We start from the raw sequence: 22,048 nt of genomic DNA, 5'->3' as shown, positions 1-22,048 counted from the left end.
TTTCAAAAAACCTAGTGTTTATTAGTTAGGCGTAATGCTAACACTAATAGATAAAAAGAAAACAAAACTTTTATTGCGCATTTTTCTTATCAATCGTCTCATTTATCTTCTTATTCCCTTCATCTACATACTCTCTCCACTCAGCATTTCCGTTATCTACACTCTCACCCCATAACTCATTACCTGTATCAACAGCATACTGCCATATTTCATGTGAGTAGTCTATAACCAGGTTAAAAACATCATGAGAAGGGTGATCGTAATCTTCAAATTGATCCTCTAAATATTGTTGGGCTGCTTTCAATCTTTCTTTTTCCCTGCTTGACTTTTCCTTCATTTGCTCTTTTGTCTCATATGCTAATGCTTTTTTTTCTTGCTTTAATTCATAAGATTGGGATTTTCCCGCTTCTTTCCATTCATACCAAGCTCGCTGAATAGCTTCATATTGTTCCCGCATATATTTCTTCAATTCTCGGTCTGATCCCACATAAGTAAATTCACCATTCCCAGCAACAGCGACATCGTTTAATAACTGTTCCCCTTCATTATCCACATCAAACCCTATTATATTAACAACCGTTTGGATATCTTTATCCACAAGTTGCTTTGCTGCCTGAACAGGGTCACCACCACATGTTTCAATTCCATCGCTTACAACATAGACAACGACTTCTTCTGCAGATTCCGGTATATCCTCTTCACTTGACTGTAGTGCTAGAGCTATCGGAGTGTACCCAGAAGGATATATTCTGGCTAAAGATGATTCAAACGATTCCGAATCATAGTTTCCACTGTAAATGTTTTCTGTACTAGTGCAGGAAAGCTCTTTATCTTCATAATCACTCGTACCTTCATGTCCATATACTCTTATAGACACTGTTGCATTACCAGGAAGAGCTTCAGCAAAGGTAGTAACAGCCTCTTTTGCTGATTCCCATTTCTTTTTCCCATCTATCACTTCATGCATACTGCTGCTTGCATCAATTAATATGGCATAATGAGCTGTGTTAAGTTGTGGAGTATTTACTGTTTCGTCCGGTCGCGCAATATTAACATCTATCCCTGTCTCAAAATTTACATACGTGTTTATTTCTTCATGATAGTCTTCAGCCAGGAGGTATACCAGCTCGTGTAAATATTGTTCTGCTGTCATATCTTCTGGTAATTTATCTATCGCCTTTTGCACTGCTTCTTCATCATAATTATCACCACTGAACTCACCAGGCTTACGAAGCAGTTCTTTTTCCAATTCGGTAAGCGGACGAGCTGGATCTTCTAATTCATAATAACTAAATGGACTCTCGGCGAAAGCCTCTACACTCTCCTTTTCTTTTTCTTCATTAATCATTACTTCCTCTTCTTGTTTTTCTTGACAACCAGCTAAAATTAATGATCCTGCAATTAAAGAGAATAGAACATTTTTCATTTTTTACTTTCCTTCCCTACATATTTCCAAATCAGATTTATGATAAATCAATTTTGCCGTTAAAACAATTTCATTCATACAGCTAAGCAATCAATACGTGCTAAGTATTCTTTGTATTGCTCCACTTAACAAGCTCTTTCTTAAAATCCAATTTAAGTCTCTTTTACTAACTAAAGGAAAAAAACACTTGAGAGATATGGGCAGGAAGTCCGTAACTATCCATTCTTATTATTGCAAAAGGATTAGTTTAATTTACTTTGATATATACTTCTATAATCATTCACTACTCCTATCCTCATGGCCAATGTACCTTTTTGCTTTTATCTCAATACACACAAAAAAAGAGATGTTATAAACACCTCTTTTTCCCCTCTTTATTTAACGGTTATTTTCGCTTTTGCTTTATGATTAGAAAAGTCTAAAGTATAGCCAGGTTCACCAAAGTATGGGAAACCTTCTTTCGTCCAGAATAACCGTTGAATTCTTGCATGTCGGTTATGATCGTATAGGGGATTCTCTGTATTAAATCCTTTGTACGGCCTTGCGTGATATACTATCACTTCATAACCATTTTCATCAACAGAAAAACTGTTATGTCCCGGCCCATACTCACTATTCGCATCATTTGATACCATGACAGGTTCCTTTGTTTTCTCCCAGGAATCTGGATTTAACAAATCACTATCAGTGTCTGCATACAATAAACCTACTGCATAATTTTCATCTGTAGCACTAGCAGAAAAAGCGATAAAAATTTTCTTATCATTCTTGATCATTGCAGGCCCTTCATTCACATCAAATCCAATTGTTTCCCAATCATACTCTGGTGTTGATAAGAACACTTGTTTTTTTATTGTCCAGGGATTCTCCATTTCTGCAATATACAAGTTGGAAATGGTGTCATTCTCTACTTTTTGCGCCCAAACTAAATACCGCTTATCATTGTGCTCAAAAGTTGTTGCATCTAGAGAAAAACTTTGAAATTCAGTATTTATTTGTCCTTTTTCAACCCAATCACCTTCTAATGGATTCTCAGCATCGCACTCCAAAACATATGGGCGGATTGCCCAAATGTCATCCTTATCTCCTGCGGCCACATGAACATACCACTTTCCATCAATAAAGTGAATTTCAGGTGCCCAAATGTGTTGTGACATAATCCCTGACTCATGTTTCCACCAGATTACCTTTTCCTCTGCCTGCGGTAATTCATCAATTGTCTTTGCACGGCGTAATACGATACGGTCATATAGCGGGTAAGATCCCATAAAGTAATAATACCCGTCCGTATGTTTATATAAGTATGGGTCTGCACGTTGTTCAATAAATGGTTTAGGGTAATCTTTGTGTTGAATGCTTCCTTCTATCTCAAATGTGCCAGTAACATTTACTAAATCTTCAGCTGGTGAATCCCATTTTACATCGAACGGTGCTGTAATGTTATTATTTAAATCTACGAATACGTGGTTAGGCAATTGTGGCTTTTCCCCATTGCTAACAGTTAATTCTATATCATGAATACGCTTAATCTCCATTCCTTCCATCCTCTCTCTTCTCTATAACCATATTATAAACAATCCAACTTGTACTGACAACTATTATTTAATAGCCGTTTCTACTTAACTTATCCTAACAAGAACCCGATTCTCTCTTCTCATTAAAGCATGAAACCGCCACAGTTCATAGATTCTTTCCATTTAAAAAACCAGCCGTCAATTCTCAGACTGCTGGTTTCGATCTATTGTATGTGCTTTTCTACAAAACGGGTCATTCGTTTCATCGCTTCATCTAACTGTTTAATCGATGTTGCGTATGAACAACGAATATACCCTTCTCCACTATCACCAAACACATTACCGGGAACAACTGCGACTCTTTCTTCTTCTAAAAGCTGTTCAGCAAACTCTTCCGAAGTCATGCCTGTCGCTTTTATAGAAGGGAAGACGTAAAATGCTCCACCTGGCAAATGACAACTCAAGCCCATTTCATTTAATGCTTTTACAACAAAATTCCGACGCTGACGATAACTCGTTGTCATATCATTTACACTCTCTCTGCCATTACGAAGTGCCTCTAATGCACCATGCTGAGCCATCGTCGGGGCACACATGATTGTATATTGGTGGATTTTTGTCATTGCTTGGATAATATCTACAGGACCTGCGGCATACCCCAGGCGCCAACCTGTCATCGCAAAGGACTTCGAAAAACCGGAAATGAGTATTGTCCGTTCTTTCATTCCATCAATTGCTGATAAGCTTATTGCTTTTTCATCATAAGATAGTTCTGCATAAATTTCATCAGAGATTGCAATAATATCATGTTTGCAAAGTACTTCTGCAATTTCTGCTAATTCATTTGCATCTAAGACTGCTCCTGTTGGATTATTCGGGCTGCATAAGACGATAGCTTTTGTTCTTTCTGTGATTGCTGCTTCGATTTGTTCTGCCGTAACTTTAAAAGCATTGTCACCTGTCGCACTAACAGTAACTGGTACCCCGCCTGCTAATAGGACAGCAGAACTGTATGCCACAAAACACGGCTCTACAACAATTACTTCATCTCCAGGGTTAAGAAGAGCTCTAAGTGCAATATCAATTGCTTGACTTGCCCCTACGGTCACCAAAACCTGGTCCTCTGCATCATAGGAAACAGTGAAGTATTCTTCTAGATATTCACTGATTGCTTCTCGCAATTCTAATAATCCAGCATTTGCTGTATAGGCAGTATATCCCTGCTCTAGTGAGTGATAACTTGCCTCAATTACATTCCATGGTGTAACAAAATCAGGCTCCCCCACCCCTAGTGAAACGACATTTTCCATTTTAGAAGCTAAATCAAAGAACTTTCGGATTCCTGATGGTTTTAAATCCTGTACTTGTTTTGCTAAATAGTTTGAGCTCATGGCGACACCATCATTCGTTTATCATCATCGTCATCATCAAAAATAATTCCGTCATGTTTATATTTTTTCAAGATGAAGTGAGTTGTTGTTGAGATTACTGTGTCTAATGTTGACAATTTTTCTGATACAAACCTGCTTACTTCCATCATTGTTTTCCCTTCAACGGAAACACTTAAATCATATGCTCCAGACATTAAATAAACTGCTTTCACTTCAGGAAAACGATAGATTCTTGAGGCAATTTTGTCAAAACCTACTCCTCTGACAGGGGTTACTTTTACATCAATTAATGCAGCTACCCCTTCATATTGATAGACATTAGACCAATCCACTAACGTGGAATAACCTAAAATTGCATGATCCTTCTCTAGCTTGGCAATCATTTCTTCTACTGTTTCCGGCGCTACATCGAGCATTTTACTTATAGTATTTGTATCGAGTCTTCCGTTCTTCTCTAACAGCTTCAGTAATTCTATCTCTTTTTGTTCCAATCCATTCACCTTCTTTAGACATTGAGTATACACTAACTTATAACAATTATACTTAATCTTACTACAATTCAATCCAAATATAAACCATCACTTTTTTTGCGAAAGGACGGTTAGATTTGTGCCAAGTTACATGGAATTATTAAATCAATTAGGGATGAGTCATGCCCATCCAGGCGGGAAAACGGCAACCTCTAAATGGATGGAACTGATTTCTGTTACAAATAAGAAAAACATATTAGAAGTTGGCTGTGGAATTGGGGAAACATTGCTTACTATTCATGAGAAGTCTAAAGCTAATATTACTGGTATAGATATAAACCAGCAAATGATCAAAAAAGCCCAACAAAAAACAGAAGCGATTCCTGCTGTACATGTATTAAAAGCTGATGCAGAAACATTACCTTTTGAAAATGAGCAATTTGATCTTGTCATCTGTGAGTCTGTTCTTGCATTTACAAATCTAGCTAATAGCTTGAAAGAGGTATCACGAGTCCTCATGAAAAATGGGACAGTTGTATTGCTGGAGATGGCAGCAAACCCAAAATTAGATAATCTAGATAAAACAATTATTCAAAACTTTTATGACATACCCCAACTCTTCACTCGATTTGAGTGGTTAAAGTATTTATTAGACACTGGATTTAATAAAGTTATGATCCAAAAGGTTTGCAAACATAATGAGGACAGCCTTCCAGAAAACAAACAAATTCAATGGACCGATCAGATGCTGGAAACCTTGGGAAAACACTATCAATTAAACCAGCAGTATGGCGACTCTTTGCATGCCTGCTTATTCATCGCATCAAAGGCCAGGGATGACAAATGACGGTCCAGCCAACAAGCAAATGGTTACAAAATTACTTAGACAGTCCGTTTTCTAATATGACTGACAAGATGAAACAACATAGGGATATTCTATGTAAACCGATTGAAGCATACTTTGATGAGGTAAATGCACTATCTATTCAAAATCATTTACTTCATCATGGTTTATTTCCTCCTTCACCAAGTGATGAACATATCATTAACAAATGGTTACAAAGAAAGTACGACCAATTAGTTGAAAAGCTTTATAAAAAATATCGAAAAGCCTGGAGCGGTCCTTCTGCCAATATATTTATCTTTCCTTCCAATTATCATAGCAAGGAGCTAAACGAAAGATTCTCAGGCTGCACTGGTTTAAGCTATCCAAAGAAACTTTTCCTTTTCATTAACCATCAGGCAAAAGCAAAACAAGTTGCCGCATTATTTCTTCATGAATACAGCCATACCTGCCGCTTGAATTTCTTCAAAAAGTCGGAAGCGGACTACACTTTATTGGATGCGATTATTTTAGAAGGTGTAGCGGAATATGTTGTAAGAAGTATTCTTGGTGAAGAATTTGGGAATCAATGGATTAAACACTACTCTTATGATGAAGCAAAGTGGTATATCGAAAAATGGGTCTATCCAAACTTAACTGTTACGCGAAATCAACCCAAACACGATTTAATCATGTACGGAAATATGCATGGCATTCCTCAAAACCTCGGATACCATATTGGCTATTATCTGATTCAGCAATTTACTAAAGATAAAACCTTTTCTATCAAAGAGATTCTATATATAGACAATGGAGATGCATTTAACAGCAATGACTGGTTAAAATGATGAACTTGCCTCTGACTATATGTCCATCCCAATCCGAAGGTTACTCATAACATATAGTGGACAGTAAAACGAGTTAGAGAGGAGCATGTCATTATGTCAAGACACTACGATTTTTGTTGTAAAAATATGGGTCGGCCAGTTAAAGTAATAACAAATGATGGGCAAGTACACAAAGGTGTGATTCGCCATGTTAACCGCTCAAAAGTTTTCTTAGCACCTTTAGATGGAAATCAAATGGGTGGTTACGGGATTGGATATTATGGTTATGGTCCAGGATACTATGGCAGAAGAGGATTAGGAATCGGAATCGCATTAGGAGCTATTGCTACCATTGCCTTTCTTCCATTTTTCTTTTGGTAAGATCAGCGGGAGTACCAGTTACTAACAGGTACTCCCCCCTTTTAAAGAATTGTCCCTTTAAATTTCTGCGGTTTTTTCACATAGCTTTCAATAATATATCCACAGTCTGTGCATAAGATGTATATAACATCGCTTCCAATGCTCATTTTCCCCTCTGGATACATCACACTATAGCTACTTTGTTTACCCTTTCCCAATTCACTCCCACCGCACTTCGGACATGCTTCTATATCATTATTCTTCATGGTATCATTCCTTTTTTTATAGATGTTGTTCTTTTCTATACGAATGAATGTGATCATTTGTTTCACTATAATAAAGAGACAGTAACATTAAGCTACTGCCCCTCTAATGACTTCTCCGCGCAAAGTCGACAAAACGGAACTTGTCTGGCCTGTGACGTGATTCAGTATATTGAAATAAACTTGCGTCATCCAAATAGACATAGTTCTTGATCACAACAATGTTAGAGAATCCGTCTAAGTCTAACAATAATCGATCTTCTTCAGTCGGTTCCTCAACAATGATCTCTTTCTTAGCAAAGCTAATGGTAAGCCCTAACTCTTTCTCGAGAAAAGCATAGATAGAATCCTGTGCTATTTCCCTAGACATATAAGGCACATGTTTTTCTAACAAGTAATCCTTATCAAGGATAATTTTACTGCCAGAGAATGATCTGATCCGGTTTATTTTCCATACTTGTTCTGTTTGTTTCATCTTCAATTGTTTACAAATATCAGCGGGAGCATCCATTAACTCACATGATTGAACAATGGTTACCGGCTTTTGTCCGATTTTCTCTGCAACTTCTTTAAAACTGACTAGACCTGATACAGGAAAATCAAATTTACTTCTGTCAATTACTAAAGAACCTTTCCCTCTAATTTTTTGAATATAACCATTTTGCGCTAATAACGTTAATGCCTTACGTATAGTTTCCCGCGAAGTATTATAAATAGTTGTTAATTCATTTTCCGATGGCAAAAAGTTATTTGGTTTGTATTCCCTCTGCTCGATTTGCTTCACCATTTCCTGGTATATAACCATATACTTGTTTTCCATGCTGCTTATCCTCGTTTATTTCTTTTGGTAATAGACAAATGACTCGTATGGTCGAAGTTCTGTATGATCTATCACATCTGGCTTATCATGATAATTAGACAATAAAACATCCCCTGAGCCATCCATTATATCTATTTCAGCTGGTAATCCAAACTGGACCGCCTTATCATAAAAGTTATTCACAACAAGCATCCACTCTTCTTCATTTTCCCTTATATAGGCAAAAATTGCAAGATCATCAGGCAGAAGTAATTGATACGTTCCATCCGTAACTACTTGGTATTTTTTCCTTAATGATATTAGTTTTTGGTAATGATGAAATACTGAATCATTGTCAGAAATAGCCTTCGCGGCATTAATGTCTTGATAATTATCTGCTACACCAATCCAGGGCTTGCCTGTTGTAAATCCTGCATTTTCACTGCTGTCCCACTGTATTGGTGTTCTGGAGTTATCTCTAGATTTCTCTTTTAAAATCTCAAGTATTTCTTCCTCTGGTATCCCTTCCGATTTTTTCATTTTATACATATTCAGTGATTCAACATCACGATATTGATCGATCGTTTCAAATTTAGGATTCGTCATCCCAAACTCTTCTCCTTGATAAATATATGGTGTCCCTTGCATTAAATGAATAGTCGTTGCCAACATTTTGGCTGATTCTTTATGATAAGCCCCATCATCGCCAAATCTGGAGACAACTCTTGGTTGATCATGATTGCACCAAAACAGCGCATTCCAACCGCCGCCTTGCTGCATGCCAGTCTGCCACTTTGATAAAATCTGCTTCAGTTGTAAAAAATCAAAATCAGCTTTTGCCCATTTTTCACCATTAGGGTAGTCCACTTTTAAATGATGAAAATTAAACGTCATATCCAATTCTTCATTATTTGGATTGGAGTATTGAATACAATTTTCCAGAGTTGTTGATGACATTTCACCAACTGTCATTGTTTGCCTGCCTTTAAACACATTATGGTTCATTTCACGTAAAAATTCATGTACTCTTGGACCATCTGTATAGAATTTCCGTCCATCTCCGGGCGGGATTGATCCATCATCGTTTGGATATCTTTGATCTTTAGAAATCAGGTTAATTACATCTAACCGAAAGCCATCCACCCCTTTATCTAGCCAGAAGTTCATCATTTGATATACTTCCTCACGAACCTTTTCATTTTCCCAATTCAGATCCGCCTGCGTGACATCAAACAAATGCAAATAATATTGGCCTGTCTTCTCATCTAATTGCCAAGCCGATCCACCAAATTTTGATTGCCAGTTTGTTGGAGGCTCCCCCGCTTCTCCCTCCTTCCAAATATAGAAATCCCTATAAGGATTCTGGAGGGATGATTTTGATTGTTTAAACCATTCATGCTCTGTTGATGTATGGTTGACGACAATATCCATAATGACTTTTATATTTTTACGATGTGCTTCATCTAACAATTCTTCAAAATCTCTCATTGTTCCATATTCAGGATGAATGGAGAAATAATCAGAGATATCATAACCATTATCATTCTGTGGCGAAGCATAAATAGGTGTAAGCCAAATAACATCGATACCTAATTCATTTAAGTAATCTAATTTTTCAATAATACCTTGAATATCACCTACACCATTGCCTGTTGTATCATTAAAACTTTTCGGATAGATTTGATAAACCACTGATTTTTGCCACCATTTGTCTTCCATAATAAACACCCTTTCTTTTAGATAGCGGAAAAAGAGAGGGTTATATTATCCCCTCTCTCTATTTTTGTTTAATTGTTCTTTCCAAGTCTCTTATATGCATCCTTGCCAATTTTTGTTTTTGCTAATATTACGGTCAAAATGAATGGAACAACAATCGCTATGACCATTGCTACACAGAACATTAGCATATCTGCGACTTGGATTGACAGTACGCCAGGAATACCCCCGACACCAATTGAATTGGCCATAACACCAGATCCAACAGAGATAATCGCAGCAATACCTGACCCTATAATCCCCGCAAAGAATGGAAAAAGATATTTTAAGTTAATACCATATAATGCGGGTTCTGTCACCCCAAGATAACAGGAAATGGCTGCAGGAACAGACACTTGCTTTTCTTGCTTATCTTTACGATTCAGATAAATCATTGCAACTACCGCTGACCCTTGGGCAATATTAGATAAAGCGATCATCGGCCATAATATTGTTCCATCAAAGTCACTCATTAACTGCAAATCAATCGCATTCGTCATATGGTGAAGTCCTGTAATAACCAGCGGAGCATAGGCAAATCCAAATATTGCTGCAAATAACCAGCCAAAGCCTGAAGTTAATCCAGAATAAACGACGTTAGAAATCCATGAACCAATCTCCCAACCTATCGGACCTAAGACAACGTGCGCTACTAACACTGCAGGTATAAGTGCAAAAAACGGAACAAATATCATTGAAACAACACTTGGTATTATTTTACGTAACCAGATTTCTAAATAGGCAAGTACAAACCCGGCTAAAATCGCAGGAATTACCTGTGCTTGATAACCAATCATATCAATTTGGGCAAATCCAAAATCCCAAAACGGAATCGATTCAGCCCCTGCTACATCATAGGCATTTAAAAGTTGAGGAGACACAAGTGTAATACCTAGAACAATACCTAACACCTGGGTTGTCCCCATTTTCCTCGAAATAGCCCATGTAATGGCAACAGGTAAGAATTGGAATATTGCTTCACCTATTAACCAGAGGAAATCATATAAACCTTGTAAAAATTGAGAACTATCTGCAAATGTTTGCATACCATCTTGTGCCGAATCTACATCAATTCCCCCAATTACATTTCGAAAACCCAGTATAAGACCACCGACTACTAATGCCGGAATAATTGGTGTAAAGATTTCTGCAAGGTGTGAAACCATTCTTTGTAGAAAATTCATATTTTGTTTCGCCGCTTGTTTTGCTTCATCTTTTGAACTATCACCAACACCTGCTATTTTCGTAAACTCATTATAAAAAGATGCTACCTCATTACCAATAATAACTTGAAATTGCCCGCCGGAAGTAAAAGTACCTTTTACAAGTCCAATCTCTTCAATCGCTTCCACATCTGCTTTGTCAGAATCATTTAATACAAAGCGCATTCTTGTTGCACAATGTGTAACAACAGATATATTTTCACTACCGCCAACTTTCTCCAGTAACTCTTTAGCTGGCTCTGTATACTTACTCATCCTCGTTCCTCCTCCTCATTCAGTATCATGTATATACAAGTTATTTGTTTGCGTTTTCATCTTAACTTGTATATACATGATTGTCAACAAAAAAATATGTTAGAGACTAAGGAAGCTTTATAGTAAGCTCCCTTAATTAAACTTTTAACGTTCTATTGTTTTTCTATCAATATACCCATCACTTTCCATAATCACTTTTAAAGCAGCTTCGAAATCCTCTTCCTCTACTTCAAATTCAATCGTGTAATCTCTAGGCGAATCATCACTAACTTCTTGTCCGTTATTTTTAGTGAAAGCTGCTACAATTCCGCCACCTCCTACAGTGCTAGAATTACTGGAATTATTACCTCCATATGCTAGTGGCGTTAATAGCATGGTTTGTTGTGCATCTGGCAAGTGGTCAATTCTGATACTACTTGTTTTTAATTTTACTAGGTCTGTTTTCACTGTCTCCGCATCGTCTTCTGTTTTAAAAAAAGCTTGGATAAATCTACTCACTGAAGATCTTCCTCTCCTTTTTTATTTGTTCATTTTAATGTACCCGGTTTCAGTCCATTTAAAACAGAAAGTAAATTTTCTATTAATTTTCAAATTTTAGGGAGATCTATTTTCTGCCTTTTAGTAGAATAAAGAAAAAAGGTGGTGAATTACGGGTGAAAAGTTTTAATAAACAAGAAAAAAGTTGGATGTTGTATGATTGGGGCAGTTCTGCATTTAGTATTATTATCACGACAGCAATTTTCCCCATATATTTTAAAGCACAGGCTTCTGCGGCTGGCGTAGAAAACCATGATTCAACCGCATACTTGGGCTATACCATTGCTATATTTACATTTATTTTAGCAATGGCAGGTCCAATCCTTGGTACCATTGCAGACTATCAGGGATTAAAAAAGAGATTCTTTCTTAGCTTTATGGGGTTAGGTCTATTTTCAACAGCTGCCCTGGTATTTGTTCCAGAAGGAGAGTGGTTATTGCTGCTTGTCTTCTTCACACTAGCTTCACTCGGTTCAACAGGTGCAAATGTTTTCTATGATGCCTTTTTAGTTGATGTCACGGAAGACAAAAGAATGAATAAAGTATCTGCACGAGGATTTGGCCTAGGATACATAGGTAGTACTATTCCATTTGTTTTAAGTATTTCTATCATTCTTTTAGCACAACAAGAAATACTCCCTATTTCCAGTGTGATGGCGAGTCGGATTGCATTTCTTATTACGTGTATTTGGTGGGCAGCATTCGCAATCCCCATTATGAAGAATGTAGAACAATTGCACTTTATTAAGCGAGAACCGAAACCAGTCAGACAAAGTTTTCGCCGACTGTTTCATACAATAAAGAATATAAAACAATATAAGTATTTGTCCCTTTTCTTAATAGCTTATTTCTTTTATATCGATGGGGTCGGCACCATTATCTCTATGTCAACTGCATATGGTTCTGACGTAGGTTTGGATGCAACCCTCATGCTAGTAGTATTGTTAGTTACTCAAATAGTCGCTGCTCCATTTTCCCTGTTGTACGGGAAATTAGCAGATCGCTACTCGGCGAAAACAATGATTTTAGTCGGGTCTTCGATCTATATTGTTGTTTGTGTTTATGGGTATTTCCTTGAAACAGCAGTTGACTTTTGGGTATTAGCAATGCTTGTTGCATCATCCCAAGGGGGTATTCAGGCATTAAGCAGATCATATTTTGCGAAATTAATACCTAAACAGAATGCAAATGAATTTTTTGGCTTTTACAATATTTTCGGTAAGTTCGCATCAATCACAGGACCACTTCTTTTAGGGCTTACTACTCAAATGACAGGAAGATCGAATGTAGGCATTCTCAGTTTAATCCTCCTATTTGTTATTGGCATGATTATTCTTTCGTTTGTACCCTCAGATAAAAAAATCGAAATTCCTATGGAAATCCCTCGGCGAGCGTAAGCAAATGCCGAGGGTTTTCTTTTACCATTGACCACCTATCTCAAAAAAGCATTAATTCAATCTCGCATCAGCATTGTTTATACCAAATTGATATAATAAACTTTTCTTATCGGCGAATATTCATACTATTTTGAATAAACAGGATTGGTTACCTTTTCATCTACCGTTTATTCAAAAAAGTATAAATCAATAGTCATTTGGCAAAATAAATGAGATAGATTCAAATTGGTGTCACGCTTATGCTTAACAAATATATATAAAGAAGTAAGGAGAGAACAAATAAGATATGACTAATGCAAATCAAGTTGCGCAAAATTATGTAAATGACGTTTATGAAACAGTTAAAAAACGTAATCCCAATGAAAATGAATTTCATCAAGCAGTAAAAGAGATTTTTGATTCTTTAGTTCCTGTTTTCGAAAAACACCCAGTATACATGGAACAAGGAATCTTAGAAAGAATGGTTGAACCTGAAAGAATTATTTCTTTCCGTGTACCTTGGGTAGATGATGAAGGTAAAGTTCAAGTAAATCGCGGGTTCCGCGTCCAGTTTAATAGCGCAATTGGACCATATAAAGGCGGTCTGCGGTTCCACCCATCAGTTAATGCAAGTATTATTAAATTCTTAGGCTTTGAGCAAATCTTCAAAAACTCCTTAACTGGTCAACCAATTGGCGGCGGTAAAGGCGGGTCAGACTTTGATCCTAAAGGAAAATCTGATGGTGAGATTATGCGTTTCTGCCAAAGCTTCATGAGTGAGCTTTCTAAACATATTGGTCCGGATACTGACGTTCCTGCAGGAGATATTGGTGTTGGCGGCCGTGAAATTGGCTACTTATTCGGTCAATATAAAAAAATGCGTGGCGGTAACGAAGCTGGTGTTCTAACAGGTAAAGGACTTAACTTTGGTGGTAGTTTAGCACGTACAGAAGCAACTGGTTATGGTACTGTTTATTTTGTACAGGAAATGTTGAAAGATCAAGGAGACAGCTTTAAAGGAAAGACAGTTGTTATTTCTGGTTCTGGTAATGTTTCTACTTACGCAATTGAAAAAGCTACCGAGTTAGGTGCAAAAGTTGTGGCATGCAGTGATTCCAGCGGTTACGTTTATGACAAAAACGGTATCAACTTGGAAACTGTTAAACGTCTAAAAGAAGTTGAGAGAAAACGTATCAAGGAATATGTTAACGAGCATCCTGAAGCTGAATATACTGCAGGGTTTGAAGGTATTTGGAATATCCCATGTGATATCGCTCTTCCTTGTGCTACACAAAACGAACTAAACGAAGATGCAGCGAGAACATTAGTAGCTAATGGTGTAAAAGCTGTTGGTGAAGGTGCGAACATGCCTTCAACTCTTGAGGCAATTGATGTTTTCTTAGAAAACAAAGTATTATTCGGACCTGCCAAGGCTGCTAATGCTGGTGGTGTAGCAGTTTCAGCTCTTGAGATGGCACAAAACAGTGCACGCCTTTCTTGGAAGTTTGAAGAAGTTGATGAAAAACTTCAGGAAATTATGCAAAATATTTATAAAAACAGTGTGGCTGCTTCTGAGGAATATGGTCATCCTGGAAACTTAGTTGTTGGTGCAAACATTGCTGGTTTCTTAAAAGTAGCAGATGCAATGGTAGCACAGGGTGTAATTTAATTACAGCTAATTGTTACATCTTTCTTCAATTATCCGATTATTTAATTTCCATATATTAAAGACCCCATAATTTTTTGGGGTCTTTTTATTTTCACTTATTCAAAAGCATGAATAAGTGAAATTTCAATTTCCTTGTTTTGATAGTGTTTAGTTATGCATTTACTTCCTATGCTGCTGCTATTATTACTAAAAACTATGACAGAACGAGAGGACTTGGATTTGATACATATTAAAAAGGCCTTCCCCTATTAGAGGAAGGCTTTTTTTGTTGGAAGGAGGAAGGTCTATCTTTCGTTAACTTCTCTCTTTCTCCAGTACAAACTAATAATTCCAATAAGCAGTAATATAAAACCTGCCAGGATATAATTCATATTGTTAGTAGCTGTATCTGGTAGTAATTCTCCGTCATCATTGACTTGTTCTGTCAAATAGTTTGGATTTTTTGAATGCTCCGGATCGTTATCTCCCGACTGAGCTAAACCATTATCTTTCGGTTGCTCTGGAGTGTTATCTCCAGGCTGTTCCGGATCGTTACTTCCTGGTTGTTCTGGCTCTTCTGGCTGTTCCGGATCTCCTGGCTGTTCTGGATCTCCTGGTTGTTCCGAATCTCCTGGCTGTTCTGGATCTCCTGGCTGTTCTGGATCTCCTGGCTGTTCTGGATCTCCTGGCTGTTCCGGATCTCCTGGCTGTTCCGGATCTCCTGGCTGTTCCGGATCTCCTGGCTGTTCCGGATCTCCTGGCTGTTCCGGATCTCCTGGCTGTTCCGGATCATTACCTCCAGGTCCCCCTGGTTTTCCTGGTGGAGAAGTTTTATTTTCAATCTCGATCTCTTCTCTCGCTTGTACTGGGTCCTCGATATTATCCGCCTCTACTTGTGCCACATTTTCGATTGTCTTGCCAGCTTGGCGATTTGCCACCTTCGCTTGGAATGTCACAGTGCGCCATTCCGTATCTGCTACATCACCAAAAGTTGCGGTAATCATGCCATTTTCCACATTCCCTGTACCTTCATGACTGACTTCGAGGCTTCCTTCGACATAAGTCAATCCTTCTGGTAACTTATCGGAGATCACCAAGTTTTGAGCAAGACTCTCCCGAACCGTGTTACGTGCTCGAATCGTATATAATACGGTATCGCCTACTTCGTATACTTCTTTACCTTCTGCTGTATTTTCAGCTTTCTTTTCTGATTGTATCTTCGGTTCACGCGGATAAACTAAAATCTCTTCACTTGGTTTATCTGGCTCGTCGATATTATCGCCATCTACGGTTGCGATATTTTCAATATCTTGACCTGCTTGTCCGTCCGCTACGATGACTTGGAACGTCAACGTATGCCATTCGTTATCCGTGACATCACCGAATTCACCAATGATTTCTCTGTTAATCCGATGGCCTGCGTCCTCATCTTCTGCATCCGTTACAGCTTGACCGTCTACCGCCAAGGATCCATCCACATATTCCAATCCTTCTGGAATGGAATCACTGATCGTTAAATTTTGAATCAGGCTGTTTTCCACAGTGTTTCGGGTCTGAATCGTATAAAGCAGCGTATCGCCCACTTCTGGGTGTTCCGCATCTGTATTTCCTTCCGCTTTTTGTGCAATACTAGATGTCTTTTCCGATTCTGTGACAGCTTGTTGATATGTTAATGGCGTTGTTGTTTTGTTCGTAACTGTTTCTTCTCTTTCAGTGGTTAATAAATTATCATACGCTATGGTTGCTTGATTAGTAATTTCACTTATTGCATCATTAACTAATGCTTTTACTTTAAATTGTACAGTAACCCCATTTGGTAAATTATTGGTATTTTGCAGATCTCCTAATTCTACGATGACTTTCTCTCCATCGAAGTGACCTGCGTCACCATCTGCTTCATCGGATAAATCTCCTATGCTAGGGCCTTCCATAATTTTTAATGAACCTGGTACATATTCCGCACCTTCTGGAATAGTGTCTTTTAAGACAGTATTAGAAGCAATGTCTCCACCATTATTTTTCACTGTAATTTCATAGGTTATTTCATCACCAGCAGAGACTTCTCCTTCTGGAGAAACCGTCTTTTCTCCAACAACACATGGTTCTGTTCCCAGGAAAATGTCATCCAGGAAATTACCTGCACCTAAAATTCCACCAGCAGTACTGACTGCTTCAAAGCCAAATCGTGTCATGGTCTGCCCAGCTGGAACAATATAGGTTCCAGTATAAGTTCCCCATGCGGTGTTTCCATCAGACATTTGATCGATAATTTGAGTATCATAAGGGTTATCTGTAACTCCACCAATTCGAAGTTGCATCGTATCAACACCTTGGCGCCCCATGTGCGAGAATCTCCAATAGATAATTTGGCCTGGTGTAGTCTCTACGTCTTGATATAGCAGCCCGTTATCATATGCATTTAATTCTGCATAACGATTTCCATCAGGGGGAGCAGGGAAACTGCGTACAGCAGAAGGATAGTTTCGATTATAATCCCATATCTCAATTAATTTCTCACCCTGGGAATCATCCGTTGTTAACCAGCCTGGTACTTCTGCCTCACGAAACATAAATGAACCATTATACGAGCCTCTTGCAGGCCCACCCTCAAAACTTCCATTAATCAATGCTGCTGGTGCTGCACAAGCATTTATTTCTTCTCTTGGTAGCACTGTGTTAGTTACTTGATTGGTTTCCACTTGTTCTTCTGTATTTACTAACAAATTATCATAGGATATTTGTGCTTTATTGGTAACTTGTTTCTCTATATCAGTTTCTAGCGTTCTTACTTTAAACTGAACCGTGATACCGTCTGGTAAGTCGCTCGTATTTGGCAAATCGCCTAACTCTACAATGACTTTGTCACCGTCGAACTGGCCGGCATCATCGCCTGCTACATCGGTTATATTTCCTGCTCCAGGACCATTTGTTATTTTTAATGAACCCGGGACATATTCTGTTCCTTCTGGAATAACATCTTCTAAATTTGTGTTAGCCGCAACGTCTCCACCGTTGTTTTTAATATTTACTTCATATGTTAATTCTTGTCCGGCAAAAACTTCGCCCTCCGGAGAAACTGTTTTTTCTGCAACTATACATGGCTCGGTTCCTAGGAAGATATCGTCTAAAACATTCCCCATAAATCTAAGGCCAGATGCTGCTGAAACTGCTTCAAAACCAAAACGTGTAATTAACTGACCAGCAGGAACAGTATAGGTACCTGAATAATATTGCCATCCTGTATTGTCTGTTGTAATTGTATCAACAGTGGGCAAGTCTCCTGGTGCAGAAGTATTTGGACCTATTTTTACAGCCATCGTGTCAGAGCCTGCTACACCTCTGTGGGCTAAACGCCAATAAATTGTTTGTCCCGGTGTTGTTGTAACATCCTGATACAATTGTGCTGCTTCTCTTGCGTTTAATTCTGCAAACTGTTGCCCCTCAGCAGGATCAAATGCCCAGGGATCACCAGGTGGTGAATTTTCTCTGGAATCATCTGCTAAGCTCTTATTCATGAATTCAAACAAACCAGAAGAATCAGTTGTCTTCCATCCAGGAACATCCTCTTGTTTAACCTCAAACCAAGAAGAATTAACAGAAGTTCCTCCTCTTACAAACCTAGGATCATCAGGCGAATATAGTGGTTCCTCAAAACTTCCATTAATCAATGCTACTGGTGCTGCACAAGCATTTATTTCTTCTCTTGGCAGCACTGTGTTAGTTACTTGATTGGTTTCCACTTGTTCTTCTGTATTTACTAACAGATTATCATAGGATATTTGTGCTTTATTTGTAACTTGTTTCTCTATATCAGTTTCTAGCGTTCTTACTTTAAACTGAACCGTGATACCGTCTGGTAAGTCGCTCGTATTTGGCAAATCACCTAACGCTATAATGACTTTCTCACCATCGAACTGTCCCACGTCATCATCTGCTTCATCGGTTATGTCTGCTACTCCCGGGCCATCTATTATTTTTAATGAACCAGGGACATATTCCGTACCTTTTGGAATAACATCTTCAAAAGTAGTGTCAGCTGCAATGTCACCACCGTTATTTTTAACATTTACTTCATACGTTAATTCTTGACCGGCAAAAACCTCTTCCTCTGGGGAAACGGTCTTTTCTGCAACTACGCATGGCTCGGTTCCTAGGAAGATATCGTCTAAAACATTGCCCGCATTTTGTGCCCCAGTAGACGACGTAACAGCCTCAAACCCAAAACGTGTAACAGTCTGATTTTCTGGAACAGTATAGATACCGGAATAATACTGCCACCCACCATTATCCGTTGTAATATCTTGAACTGCCGGTAAGTCTTTTGGTGCTGTTGTATTCGGGCCAATTTTTACGGCCATTGTGTCAGTTCCAACTAAACCTCTATGGGCTAAACGCCAATAAATTGTTTGACCTGGTGTTGTTTGCACCTCTTGATATAACTGTGCAAATTCCTTTGAATTTAATTCTGCAAACTGTTTACCGTTCGCTGGGTCAAATGCCCAAGCTAACTGACCGTGCGTAGGTGGATAAGTTGCCCTAGCATCGTCAGCTAGATCCTTATTCATTATTTCCAATAAATTTGAGGAATCAGTTGTTTGCCATCCCGGGACATAATCCTGTGCTACTTCAAACCATGGATAATGAGAATACCTTGTATGGTTTGGATCATCAGCTGAATAGATTGGTTCTTCGAAACTCCCATTAATCAATGCAACAGGTGCTGCACAAGCATCTATTTCTCCTTTTGAGCCGATGGTTACTTCTGTACTTGGCTCATCTGGATTAGTAACATTATCTCCACTAACAGTTGCCGTATTTTGAATACTCTTACCAGCTTGGTCTGCATTTACGGTTACTTGGAAGGTCAACGTATGCCATTCCGTGTCAGAGATATCACCGAACCGCCCAGTTATGTCACCATCTACACTATGTCCTTTATCATCACCTTCCTCATCTGTAACAGGCTCACTATCTACCATTAACGAACCTGGAATATAAGTCAGACCTTCAGGGATAGTATCGCTAATTGAAAGGTTCTTGATTAAACTGTCTTCCACTGTATTACTTGTCTGAATAGTATAAGTTAAGGTATCACCTACTTCAGGAGTGCCAGAAGATGTATTTCCCTCTGCCTTCTGGGTAATACTTACCGATTTATTTGATTGGAGGGCTGGAGCATTTGGTTCGAATTGAGGTGTCACTTCGGATGCCAAATCAAAAACAAGCTCTCCTGACATTTCTCCAATAAAAGAAACACTTAAAGTATCGGCGTTAAGCGTATAAAATTTAGGGGTACTGCCCCTTTCTCCACCAACTATCAACATATCACCGCTAGGTAAAAAGCTTAAACCCCTGCTTCCGAACTCAATGGTATCCCCCTCAGATACAGAGATAATACGAACAACCACACCGGCGCGAGGATTTAACTGGACTAAAGTTGTACCATTATAAAACCAAATGTATCCGTCACTATCAAAGACTAGATCTCCTCCCATATCCTGATATACCGGGAGACTATAATTAGTAATTTCTATTGATTCTGTTTCCCCCGTAGTTAGATTATAGGATCCAATATATGCCTGCCCATTAAGACTGTATAAATAATAATATTTCCCTTCATAAATAACCGAATTACCCGCTATACCTGTTACATCGGCAACTGCTTGAGCTGCACCACTAGCACTTATTCTATATATCTTTGAGAGATTAGTACTATAAGAATAGGTTGCTGCATATAAAGCATTTTCTTCTAGAGTTACTGCCAATCCATTAAGCCCAGTAGTTTCAGCAATCCCTGTAATAGGAACACTTGCTTTTGTTGAAATAGGGTTATTTCCATCAAATTGATAGAGAGTATCTCCTTGGATACCATATGAATCAATATCATTAATAGTAATAGCAGCAGCCGCTTCCACTTGTTCAATTGATGGGTCAGCTGAATCAGCTTCCTGATTTTCTATTACAGGCTCCTCAGGCGTTCCCTCTGTTGACTCGACAGAATCCACTTCCTGACTTTCACCCTGTACTGTTTCATTAGTATTGATTTGCTCCTCTCCCGTTGGTTCAACCGGCGTGACGACAGCAGAGTTTGTCTCTAAAAGAGTACCGCCATTAATTAAAATCTGAGCAATATTGTCAATGTTTCCTTCAGAGCTGACATCCTCTTTTATCTTCGTTGTAATTTGCAGTGTTATATCCTTTTCTGAAAGGCTGCTTAGCTGTTCAGCAGTCAATGACAAGGAAATGGTTTGACCGTTGACAACTGCTTCATATGTATCGTCTACAACCCCATTGATAAGGATAGTTGTTCCTTGAACAGCTAATCTAGCATCTAATTCATCAGTAACAGTCATCGATTCATAACCTGTTACATCTGGCAGGATTATGTTGATACGATAATTAAAGTCTTGTCCCTTGATGATCTCTTTACTCATTTCGCCATCCACATCTTTCGATACAGTTGGCTCCACTATACTTACTCCCTCTTCCGCTATGATAAAAGGAGTGGTAGAGGGCACAGCACCTGTAAAGATTACTAACATACTCATAAACATAATAAAGAATTTTTGCAAGCTCGACTTCATTTTCTTTTTTAAGGGATTTTTAGTTTTCAAACCTTTCCCCTCCTACATTAAGATATAGAATCTATAAATCATTTCACACTCCCGGATATTTCCTGTTTTCATAGCTTAAATACCTTTTTTATTTATGTTGTCAGTAACCTCCTTTATCATTTTGTTCAGAATTAATTAAAACCCTTTCATTAACACTTCCTAAGCAACTGATCTATAATGCCAGGAAAGTATTCTATTTTAAATGACTAATTGTCACAAAATAGATAAAAAATAACACAATAATCTGAAATTAAGGTAAAAAGTAATATATTATCAGTTCGAATATATCGCTTTTTGTCATGGTATCAGAATCAACTATACAAAATCTTAACAACATTTCACTTTACAACTAGTGCCTATTTCCTTATAACACAGTTCACTAGCCAGTCCTTTTAGAATTAAAAATAATAAACGCTAACACTTCATCTGTTACACTGCTGGGCTGCCGAGGTGAAGTGAATACCCGCTTATCGATATTGATATACAGAATATAAGGGTCTAGAGGTTTGATGAAACCCTTATTGATTTAGGCATCGTTAATACTTTTTGGCCTGGCCAGGGGGTAGCGTCAGAGCTTTGATGCTTACACTGAACTTATATTATTAGTGGTGAATAATGTCGATTTTCTACTAGTTTCACTTGCTGCTTCAATAAGTTCCAGTTTGTTATTTTATTCGCCGTCTTCTTCTTTTTAATAAAGAAAAGCTAACCAATTTGATCCATTTTGCTTTCTTTATAACAAAATGAAAAAGAGTCTAGCAATTCGC

Annotated in this window: 14 protein-coding genes; 5 read left to right on the top strand and 9 right to left on the bottom strand. The window is 38.1% G+C overall.

The genetic code is table 11. From position 1 onward, the window contains the following. Positions 1 to 70: 70 nt before the first annotated feature. The 4 genes from ACFOY7_RS06150 to ACFOY7_RS06135 form a co-directional block, all read right to left on the bottom strand. Entirely contained in the window at positions 71 to 1,426 is a 1,356-nt protein-coding gene (locus tag ACFOY7_RS06150; protein ID WP_390250435.1) for a VWA domain-containing protein, read from the bottom strand. 374 nt (positions 1,427 to 1,800) lie between these two features. Further along, complete coding sequence (locus ACFOY7_RS06145; protein ID WP_390250433.1) at positions 1,801 to 2,961, bottom strand: family 43 glycosylhydrolase; 1,161 nt, start codon at positions 2,959 to 2,961, stop codon at positions 1,801 to 1,803. A gap of 203 nt (positions 2,962 to 3,164) precedes the next feature. After that, positions 3,165 to 4,331 carry an aminotransferase gene (locus tag ACFOY7_RS06140; RefSeq protein WP_390250431.1) on the bottom strand — a complete coding sequence of 389 codons (1,167 nt, stop codon included), beginning with the start codon at positions 4,329 to 4,331 and terminating at the stop codon, positions 3,165 to 3,167. Then, entirely contained in the window at positions 4,328 to 4,822 is a 495-nt protein-coding gene (locus ACFOY7_RS06135) for an Lrp/AsnC family transcriptional regulator (RefSeq protein WP_390250429.1), read from the bottom strand. Before ACFOY7_RS06135 ends, ACFOY7_RS06140 begins: the two co-directional genes overlap by 4 nt. 118 nt (positions 4,823 to 4,940) lie before the next feature. Here ACFOY7_RS06135 and ACFOY7_RS06130 point away from each other — a divergent pair, with 118 nt between their 5' ends. From ACFOY7_RS06130 to ACFOY7_RS06120, 3 genes are all read left to right on the top strand, one after another. Beyond that, a complete protein-coding gene (locus ACFOY7_RS06130; protein ID WP_390250427.1) occupies positions 4,941 to 5,648 on the top strand; it encodes a class I SAM-dependent methyltransferase in 708 nt (235 codons plus the stop codon). Beyond that, positions 5,645 to 6,472 (top strand): DUF2268 domain-containing putative Zn-dependent protease, encoded by an 828-nt coding sequence (locus ACFOY7_RS06125; protein WP_390250425.1) that lies wholly within the window; start codon positions 5,645 to 5,647, stop codon positions 6,470 to 6,472. The genes ACFOY7_RS06130 and ACFOY7_RS06125 overlap by 4 nt, the downstream gene beginning before the upstream one ends. A 93-nt stretch (positions 6,473 to 6,565) precedes the next feature. Then, positions 6,566 to 6,832 (top strand): hypothetical protein, encoded by a 267-nt coding sequence (locus tag ACFOY7_RS06120; RefSeq protein ID WP_390250423.1) that lies wholly within the window; start codon positions 6,566 to 6,568, stop codon positions 6,830 to 6,832. Between the two features lie 348 nt (positions 6,833 to 7,180). Here ACFOY7_RS06120 and treR read toward each other — a convergent pair whose 3' ends face one another. The 4 genes from treR to ACFOY7_RS06100 form a co-directional block, all read right to left on the bottom strand. After that, positions 7,181 to 7,894, bottom strand: a complete 714-nt coding sequence (treR, locus tag ACFOY7_RS06115) for a trehalose operon repressor (protein WP_390250421.1) — start codon at positions 7,892 to 7,894, stop codon at positions 7,181 to 7,183. Positions 7,895 to 7,909: 15 nt separating this feature from the next. Further along, a complete protein-coding gene (treC, locus tag ACFOY7_RS06110; protein WP_390250419.1) occupies positions 7,910 to 9,592 on the bottom strand; it encodes an alpha,alpha-phosphotrehalase in 1,683 nt (560 codons plus the stop codon). 68 nt (positions 9,593 to 9,660) lie between these two features. Beyond that, entirely contained in the window at positions 9,661 to 11,106 is a 1,446-nt protein-coding gene (treP, locus tag ACFOY7_RS06105; protein WP_390250417.1) for a PTS system trehalose-specific EIIBC component, read from the bottom strand. A gap of 144 nt (positions 11,107 to 11,250) precedes the next feature. Further along, on the bottom strand, positions 11,251 to 11,604 hold the full coding sequence (locus ACFOY7_RS06100) for a hypothetical protein (protein WP_390250415.1): 354 nt from the start codon (positions 11,602 to 11,604) through the stop codon (positions 11,251 to 11,253). A 188-nt stretch (positions 11,605 to 11,792) separates the two neighbouring features. On the opposite strand from ACFOY7_RS06100, the gene ACFOY7_RS06095 reads away from it, so the two are divergent. Both ACFOY7_RS06095 and gdhA read left to right on the top strand, forming a co-directional pair. Beyond that, positions 11,793 to 13,040, top strand: coding sequence for an MFS transporter (locus tag ACFOY7_RS06095; protein WP_390252050.1), 1,248 nt, complete (start codon positions 11,793 to 11,795; stop codon positions 13,038 to 13,040). A gap of 286 nt (positions 13,041 to 13,326) precedes the next feature. Next, on the top strand, positions 13,327 to 14,688 hold the full coding sequence (gdhA, locus tag ACFOY7_RS06090; protein WP_390250413.1) for an NADP-specific glutamate dehydrogenase: 1,362 nt from the start codon (positions 13,327 to 13,329) through the stop codon (positions 14,686 to 14,688). 284 nt (positions 14,689 to 14,972) lie between these two features. Here the strand turns inward: gdhA and ACFOY7_RS06085 are convergent, their stop codons facing one another. Continuing rightward, positions 14,973 to 21,281: an isopeptide-forming domain-containing fimbrial protein gene (locus ACFOY7_RS06085; RefSeq protein ID WP_390250411.1), complete on the bottom strand. Its 6,309-nt coding sequence runs from the start codon at positions 21,279 to 21,281 to the stop codon at positions 14,973 to 14,975. Between the last annotated feature and the right edge of the window lie 767 nt (positions 21,282 to 22,048).

The sequence above is a fragment of the Gracilibacillus xinjiangensis genome, assembly GCF_042651765.1.
Taxonomy (GTDB): Bacteria; Bacillota; Bacilli; order Bacillales; family Amphibacillaceae; genus Gracilibacillus; species Gracilibacillus xinjiangensis.
This window is presented reverse-complemented; position numbering and strand designations above follow the sequence as displayed.

Coding starts and splice junctions, on each gene's coding strand:
- ACFOY7_RS06095 (WP_390252050.1), top strand. CDS start 11,793: ATGTTGTATGATTGGGGCAGTTCTGCATTTAGTATTATTATCACGACA.
- ACFOY7_RS06140 (WP_390250431.1), bottom strand. CDS start 4,331: ATGAGCTCAAACTATTTAGCAAAACAAGTACAGGATTTAAAACCATCA.
- ACFOY7_RS06120 (WP_390250423.1), top strand. CDS start 6,566: ATGTCAAGACACTACGATTTTTGTTGTAAAAATATGGGTCGGCCAGTT.
- ACFOY7_RS06145 (WP_390250433.1), bottom strand. CDS start 2,961: ATGGAGATTAAGCGTATTCATGATATAGAATTAACTGTTAGCAATGGG.
- gdhA (WP_390250413.1), top strand. CDS start 13,327: ATGACTAATGCAAATCAAGTTGCGCAAAATTATGTAAATGACGTTTAT.
- treC (WP_390250419.1), bottom strand. CDS start 9,592: ATGGAAGACAAATGGTGGCAAAAATCAGTGGTTTATCAAATCTATCCG.
- ACFOY7_RS06125 (WP_390250425.1), top strand. CDS start 5,645: ATGACGGTCCAGCCAACAAGCAAATGGTTACAAAATTACTTAGACAGT.
- ACFOY7_RS06150 (WP_390250435.1), bottom strand. CDS start 1,426: ATGAAAAATGTTCTATTCTCTTTAATTGCAGGATCATTAATTTTAGCT.
- treP (WP_390250417.1), bottom strand. CDS start 11,106: ATGAGTAAGTATACAGAGCCAGCTAAAGAGTTACTGGAGAAAGTTGGC.
- treR (WP_390250421.1), bottom strand. CDS start 7,894: ATGGAAAACAAGTATATGGTTATATACCAGGAAATGGTGAAGCAAATC.